This is a genomic window from Vibrio sp. 10N.247.311.13 (assembly GCF_041467595.1).
Classification (GTDB): domain Bacteria; phylum Pseudomonadota; class Gammaproteobacteria; order Enterobacterales; family Vibrionaceae; genus Vibrio; species Vibrio crassostreae_C.
In genome coordinates this window covers 1-8,914 of the sequence record NZ_JBFSUX010000095.1, presented here as the reverse complement: position 1 = coordinate 8,914, position 8,914 = coordinate 1, and the positions used below count along the sequence as shown (strand labels likewise).

Sequence of the window (8,914 nt, the reverse complement as noted above, 5' to 3'; positions counted from 1 at the left end):
AGTTCAAAAAAAATCCCCAAGCGTGGCTTAGGGATTTGTGTATAAGAGACAGCCTTAATAGGGGCCTTTTTTGTACTTGGAAGTTTTAAAATTGTTGTCGAGCATGCTCACTTACACCCGTAATCTCTGCGTGCTCTCTTAGAATTTCAAACAACTACTTTGAAAAGCAATGATACTAGAGGCTTCTTTAAAGGAGCTATTTTTTGTATCTGGTGGCTGGTGGATTTGGGATTAAGAGTAAAGAAAAGCGGGTATTAAAAAGGGTTAATGCTTTCACATTAACCCTTTGGTATTTGGTAGTGTCGATTCTACTTTTTGATGCTAAGTAGGGTGCCTGACTTACACTTGAATGAGTAATAGTGGCGGCTCTCGTTGAATTTGCCTAAGCCTTCGCCATCGCAGTAGTCGATGTTGATATCACGCATTACTTCTAGTGTATCTTCGCTGTTCAAAGCGAATTTAGAGCCATCAGAGCAGACGATGCGAACTCGTTCATCATGGCTTACAGAGTAAATATCGACTTCAGTATTACACAGCTCAAAAGAGGCTTCGCGAAAGTTGTCTTGCTGAGTATTTGAAGCGCAACCTGCGGTGAGTGCGGCTGCGATAACGGCTAAAAGTCCGAGTCTTTTCATTGTTAATCCTTCACTATCATCAAGTTGAGTGATGAGTTTTATATGCTAGTTTAGGTAGCCTATACAACAATACGCTTTGGTTCAAGGCGCGTTCGTTGACTCTAAGATATAAAAGTATAGGTGCAGACAGATAATTTATAACGTGTTTGCTGCATGTTTGCTTGTTACGTATCACCAAAAAAAAGACCAACACAGAGGTTGGTCTTTAAATAGGAAGATTTTTTAAACGACTATCGAAACTGTTTAGCTTCTGGAAGATACTCAAAACCAGCAGACGCGAGCTTAGCGATTAAGGCTGCTTTGTCGATTTCGTAGAAGTTGACCACTCGATCTAAATCACCGCCGAAGTCGTCACGAAGCTTCATGTTGACGATGCTCATCAACATCACTGGATCCATTTTTTCAAAGTTAGCGAGGTTCATATTAGTCCTCGAAATCTGAAATCAGTAAGTTAGCAGCGGCAAAGGCTGCACGTTCACGAGCTTCTTTAGGAAGAGACTCATCGGCAGCAAGGTCATTCAATGTTTTTACTGCGCAGGTGATCGCTTTAGGGATATAGCCTTGGTCGCCACTGCCAATTTGAGAATACAGTTCACGAACCAAATCACAACAATCGTATACTTTCATTTTTATACCTAACCAAATGATAACTGATCTCAATATACACATAGAGATAAGCAAAAACAAAGTGGATCTGATCAAGTTCAGAGTTAGTTTGTCCTTGCTCAATATCTCACTTGGTTAGCTCGCTGCTTAGGCCGTTCTTTACGGCTTCGTTTGGTACTTGCCGATTAGCCAGAGACTTGTTGTTCAAGTTGATAGGTGACTTCATCAGCAAGATTGAGCTGTTTCGCGAGCTCTTTCAGGTACGCCTTCTCCATGAAATTCTGTTCGTCGGCCACAATCAAAGAGGCTAAGTAGATCTCACTCGCCTGTTGAGGTGACGTTGCCAGTTGAGCGATTTCGCTTGGGTCGAGTGGCTTATGCAGTTCTTCAGAGACCAATTTAGTCAGTTGATAATCAGCGCCCATATTCTCGACGGCTTGCTCTATCTTAGCCATCTCTTCTTCATCAACATGGCCATCAGCTTTAGACGCGGCAATCATCGATCGTAGAATCAGCACGCTGTGGTTTGCATCATTTTCATCAAACTGAGCCTGTTCGGCGTTAGGTGTCTGGCCTTGTTTGGACTGGTAGTCGTTGTAGACTTTATAAGCCAAAGCGCCCAGTGCTGCTGCGCCGCCAATCCCAGCCGCTTTCTTACCCATTTTCTTAGTCTTCTTAGAGCCCATTAACGCACCTAACAGTCCTCCGCCAACTGCGCCTGCACCGAAGGCTCCGAGTGTACTTTTACTGCTACTCTTGCTATTGCTGCCTTGAGAAAGGCCACTTAAACTTGAAGACCCTTGTGAAAGTTTCTGAGTACCTTGTTTTACGAGATCTGATTTAAGTGCTTGGTTCAGTAAGCTTTTGATATCCATCGATACCTCCAATGGTGAGCATGTCCAAAAAGTTGATGACACCAATATACGGATTTAAAGATGAACAGGGGATTAACTTACGTTATTTACTCTACTGATAAATAGAAGGGAGTTTGAAGCGAAATGACAGGCACAAAAAAGGCCACCTAACGGCAGCCTTTCAATGTTTATCTAGTCAGTAATCGGATTACTAAGCTAGTTGAGCCTTAAGGTGCTCGATAACCGTGTCCATTGCGATAGCTTCTTTATCACCAGTACGACGGTTTTTGTATTCGAAGTTACCTTCGTCCATGCTGCGATCGCCGATAACGATAGTGTGAGGGATACCCACAAGCTCGATATCTTTAAACATAACACCAGGGCGCTCTTTACGGTCATCGAATAAAACTTCGATACCCATAGCTGTTAATTCAGCGTATAGCTTCTCAGCTGCTTCTTTAACGCGCTCAGATTTGTGCATGTTCATTGGTACGATAGCAACTTGGAACGGCGCTAGTGCGTCTGGCCAAGTGATACCGAATTTATCGTGGTTTTGCTCGATAGCAGATGCAACAACACGTGAAACACCGATACCGTAACAACCCATTTCTAGGATTACGCTCTTACCATCAGGACCAAGCACGTTACAGTTCATTGCTTTAGAGTAAGTATTACCTAGTTGGAAGATGTGACCAACTTCGATACCACGCTTAAGCTGAATAGTACCTTGACCACATGGGCTAAGGTCGCCTTCAACAACGTTACGTAGGTCTTCAACTTGAGCAAGCTCTACGTCACGCCCCCAGTTGATGCCGAAGTAGTGCTTACCATCTACGTTTGCACCAGCACCAAAGTCGCTCATTACAGCAACAGAGCGGTCAACGATGAATGGTAGCTCTAGACCAACAGGGCCAAGTGAACCAGGACCAGCACCAACAAGTGCACGGATTTCTTCTTCAGAAGCCATCTCTAGTGGAGAAGCAACCTGTGGAAGGTTCTCTGCTTTCACTTCGTTCAGTTCGTGGTCACCACGGATGATTAGCGCGATGATATCAGCGTCTACTTCATCAGAAGCTTTAACGAATAGAGTCTTAACAGTCTTCTCGATTGCTAGACCGTGTTGCTCTACAAGTTCTGCGATTGTTTTTGCGTTTGGCGTATCAACCAGTTCCATCTCTTGAGTTGGCGCTGCCGCTTCAGTCGTTGGAGCTAGTGCTTCTGCTTTCTCGATGTTTGCTGCGTAATCAGATTCTGAAGAGAATGCGATTAGATCTTCGCCGCTTTCAGCAAGAACGTGGAATTCTTGAGAGCCGCTGCCGCCGATTGCGCCAGAGTCTGCCAATACTGGACGGTACTCAAGGCCCATGCGGTCGAATGCTTTACAGTAAGCATCGTGCATCGCTTGGTAAGACTTTTCTAAGCCTTCTTTATCGATATCAAAGCTGTACGCATCCATCATCGAGAATTCACGTGCACGCATTACGCCAAAACGAGGGCGGCGCTCATCACGGAATTTAGTCTGGATTTGGTACAGGTTTAGAGGTAGCTGTTTATAAGAGCTGATCTCGTTACGTACTAGGCTCGTTACCACTTCTTCAGCTGTTGGGCTAAGAACAAATGGACGAGAGTGACGGTCTGTGAAACGAAGTAGCTCAGGACCCATCTTTTCAGAACGGCCAGTCTCTTCCCAAAGCTCAAACGGTTGAACTACGGGCATCAAGATTTCAACGGCACCTGCATTATCGATCTCTTGGCGAACGATATTTTCGACTTTACGCAGTACACGTAGACCAGTAGGTAGCCAAGTATATAAACCTGAAGCTAGCTTACGGATCATACCTGCACGTAGCATCAGCTGGTGGCTGATAACTTCTGCGTCGTTTGGAGTCTCTTTCAGAGTAGAAAGAAGGTAGTTACTGGTACGCATTCTATGGTATCCGTTTCATCATTGATAAAAGAAAACTTGCTGTCGTTCGTGACCACAGCAAATCTGATATAGCCGCATATAATATCAGCCTATTTGGGATCTCAAAAGCGTTCAATGTCAGTTACATTGATGAAAAGCGTTTCAACCACGAATTTCACGTTAAGATCGAACAAATTTACCGCATATTCCTTGCTGTCAGGCTTACCTTTCTTATAGGCAGGGCGAGGATCTTGGCCTAATACTTCTTTGATCACCTGAATGATATGGCGCGCTTGTGGATGGCTTGCGAGCTTACTTTGCGCTTGCTGCGAAAAGTTAACGTCGAGCACTTCTGGTTCATCGGCGGCAAACCCTCCCAATGCATCCGGAATCGAATCTGAATAGGGGATATAAGGCTTGATGTCGATGATCGGTGTACCGTCTACTAAGTCGACGCTGCCGAGATCCAACCAAGTCTGTCCTTTCTCTTGAGACACACCTTTTAGTTCAACCGCAGACATGCCAATTCCATTTGGTCTGAATGTGGCACGTGACGCGAATACACCAATACGTTCATTCCCGCCAAGGCGAGGTGGCCTCACAGTTGGTTTCCAGCCTGCTTCAAGGTTCTTGTCGAACAGAAATAGTAACCAAACATGGCTAAATTGCTCTATATCACGAACAGACTCAAGGCAGTTTGCTGCACCAGCCAACCTGACTCTTGAGGTGGATGTGGGTACCAACCTGGGCTGCCTTGGCACAGCGAACTTCTCTTTATAAGGAGACTCAATAAAGCCAACAGGTTCAATTGTGTACATAGTTGGGTGTTCTCTGATTACGATTAAGACGGGAAAATATCATAAAATCACTTGTTTTTCTTTTGATAACGATTATCATTTGTAATGTTATAACATATCAATTTAGTTATTTAAGGGAAATACAATGAAACCGAATCTCCATCCAGATTACCGTCCCGTGGTTTTTCATGACACCAGTGTCGATGAGTACTTCTTAATCGGCTCAACGCTAAAAACAGACCGTACTATCGAATGGGAAGACGGCAATACTTATCCTTACTTCACGATTGAGGTGTCATCAAAGTCGCATCCTTTCTATACGGGTAAACAACGAGTGCTACATAAAGAGGGACGCGTTGCGAACTTCACTCGTCGTTTTGGTCAATTAGGTAAGGGAGCGAAATAGAATGAAAGTTGTGAAATCACTTAAAAGTGCGAAAAGCCGCCATCCTGATTGCCAGATAGTAAAGCGCAGAGGTCGTCATTATGTTATCTGCAAAACCAATCCGAGATTCAAAGCGGTTCAGAAATAGTCAGTCAAATTGATGTGACGTGAGTGTAAAAACGAGGGGAAAGTCAAACTTTATTCATTTGTCTGTTTTTCTTTTCCCTCGAGAAGGACCTGACAGGATATTGTGTATTAACTTAGCGTATGCTGTGTTTTATTTTCAAGTGAATCAATGGGTTACACTATCAGTTATATTTGTAGCGAATGTGTAATTGTGAATTATAAATCTAGATTTTGTATTTAATGTAGATTTATTTGCTAATTAATTGTTCAAATAGAGTTAAAAATCGTCATTTGTTACACATTTTGTAACATTTTGAATTTCTAATTGATAATTTTGTCGCGTACCCTTCGCTGGCAATTTGAACATTTTTGTCACAATTGCATAGGAATCACTACAAGGAGGGAACTGATGAGTTCATCAGCTTCAATAAAAAACAACTCGCCAAAGAAACCTATTTTTACCCGTTTTCTCGATGGTGTTGAATATTTGGGGAACCTATTACCCCACCCGATCACTCTTTTCGCAATCTTCTGTGTCGCTATTCTAGTTACTTCAGGTATCGCAGGATATTTTGATGTGTCTGTTATGGACCCTCGTCCAGAAGGTGCTCCAGGTCGTGCTGCTGACGGCATGATCTACGTTGTAAGCTTACTTAATGCTGAAGGCTTACAGCTCATTGTTACTAATCTAGTGACAAACTTTGTTGGCTTTGCGCCATTAGGTACCGTGCTTGTTGCAATGCTAGGTGTAGCGATTGCTGAGCACTCAGGTCTATTATCTGCGGCGATGCGTGGCATGGTAATGGGCGCATCTAAGCGCATGGTTACGGTAACCGTAGTTTTCGCAGGTATTATCTCTAACACGGCTTCAGAGCTTGGCTATGTAGTACTTATCCCGCTTGCAGCAATGCTTTTCCACTCTTTGGGTCGTCACCCATTAGCAGGTCTAGCGGCAGCATTTGCTGGTGTATCTGGTGGTTACTCTGCAAACCTTCTAATCGGTACGGTTGACCCGCTGCTTTCTGGTATTACTACAACAGCAGCACAAATGATTGACCCGACTTACAACGTTGGTCCTGAATCAAACTGGTACTTCATGTTTGTTTCTACTTTCTTCATCGCGATTACAGGTGCATTTGTAACTGAGAAGATTGTTGAACCAAAACTGGGTAAATACAACGACGAAGAAGCGTCTGAAGATTTATCAAATGATTCAATGGGCAAGCTAACAGACGTTGAGAAGAAAGGCCTTAAGTTTGCGGGTATCGCAGTGCTAGCGGTTTCAGCGCTTCTTGCTTGGACGATTGTTCCAGCTGATGGTGTTCTACGTTCAGCAGCAGGTACGGTTTCAGGTTCTCCATTCCTGAAAAGTATCGTAGCGTTCATCTTCGTATTCTTCGCAGTTCCTGGTTTTGTTTACGGTAAAGTTACCGGCACAATGAAAACAGACCGTGATGTAATCAATGCAATGTCTAAGTCTATGTCTTCAATGGGCATGTACATCGTACTAGTGTTCTTCGCTGCTCAGTTTGTTGCTTTCTTCAAGTGGACTAACTTCGGTCAAGTATTCGCAGTTGCAGGTGCTACTTTCCTACAGGATATCGGCCTAACGGGTCCAATGTTGTTCTTCGCATTCATCCTAATGTGTGGCTTCATTAACCTGATGATCGGTTCGGCTTCTGCTCAGTGGGCAGTAACAGCGCCAATCTTCGTTCCAATGCTAATGTTAGTAGGTTACGCACCTGAAACGATTCAAGCGGCTTACCGTATCGGTGATTCAACAACCAACATCATTACGCCAATGATGAGCTACTTTGGTCTTATCCTAGCTGTAGCGACGCGTTACATGAAGAACCTAGGTATCGGTACTCTGATTGCAACTATGCTTCCATACACAATCGTATTCTTGGTTGGTTGGAGCTTAATGTTCTACGTTTGGGTATTCGTATTCGGTCTACCAGTAGGTCCAGGCGCTGCAACGTACTACACGCCTTAGTTGTAGAGTAGGGGAAACCTTCTTCTAATTGATATTAAAAAAACCTGCATTGTTTGCAGGTTTTTTGATTTTTTATGGAGAGATAGAACTAGGTTAAGCTCGGATGAGCCAGCTAGCGTTTGGCTAGAATTCTATCTAAGTGGTTGGCAAACTCACGACGGTCGGTTTGAGAAAGGGCACTTGGTCCACCCGTTTGGATGCCACTTGAGCGCATGGTATCCATAAAGTCACGAATGTTCAGACGCGCTTTAATGGTCTCTTTGGTGTAAAGCTCACCACGAGAGCTGAGTGCTTGCCCACCTTTAGTGATCACTTCGTCAGCCAGAGGGATATCGGATGTAATCACAAGATCGCCGGGTTCAGTGCGCTTTACGATTTCATCATCAGCAATATCAAACCCGCTTGGCACTTGAATTGAGTGAATGTTATTGCGTTTAGGAACGGGAACCAGATGGTTTGCCACAAAGGTACATTCAACCCCTGTGCGCTCAGCTGCGCGTACGATTGTTTCTCGGATAACCTTTGGACAAGCGTCCGCATCAACCCATATCTTCATAGTGTTCTATTTCTCTGTTAGCTTATTTATCGGTCAACTTATTGCTCAGTTGCCTTATTGATCAGTTAGTTTAGCTTCAAGCATGGCAACGCGAGCAGTGAGTTCAAGGATTTGCTTTTCCAGTTGGCTAACACGATCAAGTGCTGGCTCTTCTTGTGTCGCGACTTCAACTTTAGGAACACGATTTGCGCTTTTCCAGCTCTTGATGGTCGTGATTAAAGCGGGCATCGGAACGGATGTGCTCATACGAGCCTTAACTAAAGCAACTGTCGGCTCTTTCCCTTGCGCTTGCAGTCCTTCAAGCACTGATTTCAACTCTTCAGAAACATCTTTTGTCAGCATGTTGATCTCCATTTTTAGTCTTTAGTCATTTTACTCGCTCTGGTGAATGATAGCGAATCATAAAACCGCCCATGGCTTGTGAGAGATCTCTTACAAAGGTTGTGAGATAACACGAATACATCGCTAGAGAGATTGATGTGCACATGGTTAAGGTGTTGAATTTTAATTGTTTTATATAATTAACAACTTTCTTGAATTCAAAATGTGATGCAAATCTATTGTCCGAAATCCTAAATCGCGTAAATTAAACCTTGTCGGAAGGATTCTGACACGGAACAGGAAAGCACCAAGGATTTGGTTATCTTCAGGATGAAGATTTGGTTACTTAGGATTGAGTGATCAAGCATGGAGCGTAAGGACATTGTAGGGATACAGTCAGTTAACAGGAAGTTAGCTGCAACGGAATGACAATGGACACCTTTAGGATTAAAGGGTTGGATTAGCATCAGGACGATGTAAAGGACACCGCTCACGGAACAAGTGATGTGCGCTAACTAGGATTGTTAGCTTTCAGGATGATTGGACACCGCTAGGACGGCGAAGTAAAGGAAAGAGCTGAAGGATTACAGCCACTATTATGGATGATGCATGGAGCATTAATTAGTAGCCGGACTGCTGCGAGTAAGACCCTAGCCCTGACACTTCGGTGTCAGGGCTTTTCTTTGTGCGCCGAGCATGGCGTTGATCTAGGAGGTGAAAGTCCTCTACGGG

The 8,914-nt window shown here is 43.9% G+C and carries 11 protein-coding genes; 3 read left to right on the top strand and 8 right to left on the bottom strand.

What is annotated here, in order from left to right; translation table 11 throughout:
* Positions 1-308 precede the first annotated feature (308 nt).
* The 6 genes from AB6E52_RS22225 to tsaA all read right to left on the bottom strand — a co-directional run bounded on the left by AB6E52_RS22225 (position 309) and on the right by tsaA (position 4,819).
* Complete coding sequence (locus AB6E52_RS22225; RefSeq protein WP_102320137.1) at positions 309-635, bottom strand: hypothetical protein; 327 nt, start codon at positions 633-635, stop codon at positions 309-311.
* 230 nt (positions 636-865) lie between these two features.
* The gene (locus AB6E52_RS22220) at positions 866-1,057 is read right to left on the bottom strand and encodes a DUF4250 domain-containing protein (protein ID WP_004738555.1); all 192 of its coding nucleotides are present in this window, start codon (positions 1,055-1,057) and stop codon (positions 866-868) included.
* A 1-nt stretch (position 1,058) separates the two neighbouring features.
* The gene (locus AB6E52_RS22215) at positions 1,059-1,262 is read right to left on the bottom strand and encodes a YaeP family protein (protein WP_008222923.1); all 204 of its coding nucleotides are present in this window, start codon (positions 1,260-1,262) and stop codon (positions 1,059-1,061) included.
* A 164-nt stretch (positions 1,263-1,426) separates the two neighbouring features.
* Positions 1,427-2,116: a tellurite resistance TerB family protein gene (locus AB6E52_RS22210; RefSeq protein WP_017060754.1), complete on the bottom strand. Its 690-nt coding sequence runs from the start codon at positions 2,114-2,116 to the stop codon at positions 1,427-1,429.
* 190 nt (positions 2,117-2,306) lie between these two features.
* Complete coding sequence (locus AB6E52_RS22205; RefSeq protein WP_019821597.1) at positions 2,307-4,022, bottom strand: proline--tRNA ligase; 1,716 nt, start codon at positions 4,020-4,022, stop codon at positions 2,307-2,309.
* A gap of 101 nt (positions 4,023-4,123) precedes the next feature.
* The gene (gene tsaA / locus AB6E52_RS22200; protein ID WP_102320138.1) at positions 4,124-4,819 is read right to left on the bottom strand and encodes a tRNA (N6-threonylcarbamoyladenosine(37)-N6)-methyltransferase TrmO; all 696 of its coding nucleotides are present in this window, start codon (positions 4,817-4,819) and stop codon (positions 4,124-4,126) included.
* Positions 4,820-4,943: 124 nt separating this feature from the next.
* Between tsaA and AB6E52_RS22195 the strand changes: the two genes are divergently transcribed.
* The 3 genes from AB6E52_RS22195 (at position 4,944) to AB6E52_RS22185 (ending at position 7,305) form a co-directional block, all read left to right on the top strand.
* A complete protein-coding gene (locus AB6E52_RS22195) occupies positions 4,944-5,204 on the top strand; it encodes a type B 50S ribosomal protein L31 (RefSeq protein WP_102320139.1) in 261 nt (86 codons plus the stop codon).
* Between the two features lies 1 nt (position 5,205).
* Entirely contained in the window at positions 5,206-5,331 is a 126-nt protein-coding gene (gene ykgO, locus AB6E52_RS22190; RefSeq protein WP_004734365.1) for a type B 50S ribosomal protein L36, read from the top strand.
* 387 nt (positions 5,332-5,718) lie between these two features.
* Positions 5,719-7,305, top strand: a complete 1,587-nt coding sequence (locus AB6E52_RS22185) for an AbgT family transporter (RefSeq protein WP_102320140.1) — start codon at positions 5,719-5,721, stop codon at positions 7,303-7,305.
* A 112-nt stretch (positions 7,306-7,417) separates the two neighbouring features.
* Here AB6E52_RS22185 and AB6E52_RS22180 read toward each other — a convergent pair whose 3' ends face one another.
* Both AB6E52_RS22180 and AB6E52_RS22175 read right to left on the bottom strand, forming a co-directional pair.
* Positions 7,418-7,861, bottom strand: coding sequence for a YaiI/YqxD family protein (locus tag AB6E52_RS22180; RefSeq protein ID WP_017063355.1), 444 nt, complete (start codon positions 7,859-7,861; stop codon positions 7,418-7,420).
* A 54-nt stretch (positions 7,862-7,915) separates the two neighbouring features.
* Entirely contained in the window at positions 7,916-8,203 is a 288-nt protein-coding gene (locus AB6E52_RS22175) for a hypothetical protein (RefSeq protein WP_017069390.1), read from the bottom strand.
* Positions 8,204-8,914: the final 711 nt, after the last annotated feature.

What these genes read in the sequence shown, in the direction of transcription:
- AB6E52_RS22225 (WP_102320137.1), bottom strand. Translation starts at nt 635, where the DNA reads ATGAAAAGACTCGGACTTTTAGCCGTTATCGCAGCCGCACTCACCGCA.
- AB6E52_RS22220 (WP_004738555.1), bottom strand. Translation starts at nt 1,057, where the DNA reads ATGAACCTCGCTAACTTTGAAAAAATGGATCCAGTGATGTTGATGAGC.
- tsaA (WP_102320138.1), bottom strand. Translation starts at nt 4,819, where the DNA reads ATGTACACAATTGAACCTGTTGGCTTTATTGAGTCTCCTTATAAAGAG.
- AB6E52_RS22215 (WP_008222923.1), bottom strand. Translation starts at nt 1,262, where the DNA reads ATGAAAGTATACGATTGTTGTGATTTGGTTCGTGAACTGTATTCTCAA.
- AB6E52_RS22180 (WP_017063355.1), bottom strand. Translation starts at nt 7,861, where the DNA reads ATGAAGATATGGGTTGATGCGGACGCTTGTCCAAAGGTTATCCGAGAA.
- AB6E52_RS22175 (WP_017069390.1), bottom strand. Translation starts at nt 8,203, where the DNA reads ATGCTGACAAAAGATGTTTCTGAAGAGTTGAAATCAGTGCTTGAAGGA.
- AB6E52_RS22210 (WP_017060754.1), bottom strand. Translation starts at nt 2,116, where the DNA reads ATGGATATCAAAAGCTTACTGAACCAAGCACTTAAATCAGATCTCGTA.
- AB6E52_RS22205 (WP_019821597.1), bottom strand. Translation starts at nt 4,022, where the DNA reads ATGCGTACCAGTAACTACCTTCTTTCTACTCTGAAAGAGACTCCAAAC.
- AB6E52_RS22185 (WP_102320140.1), top strand. Translation starts at nt 5,719, where the DNA reads ATGAGTTCATCAGCTTCAATAAAAAACAACTCGCCAAAGAAACCTATT.
- AB6E52_RS22195 (WP_102320139.1), top strand. Translation starts at nt 4,944, where the DNA reads ATGAAACCGAATCTCCATCCAGATTACCGTCCCGTGGTTTTTCATGAC.
- ykgO (WP_004734365.1), top strand. Translation starts at nt 5,206, where the DNA reads ATGAAAGTTGTGAAATCACTTAAAAGTGCGAAAAGCCGCCATCCTGAT.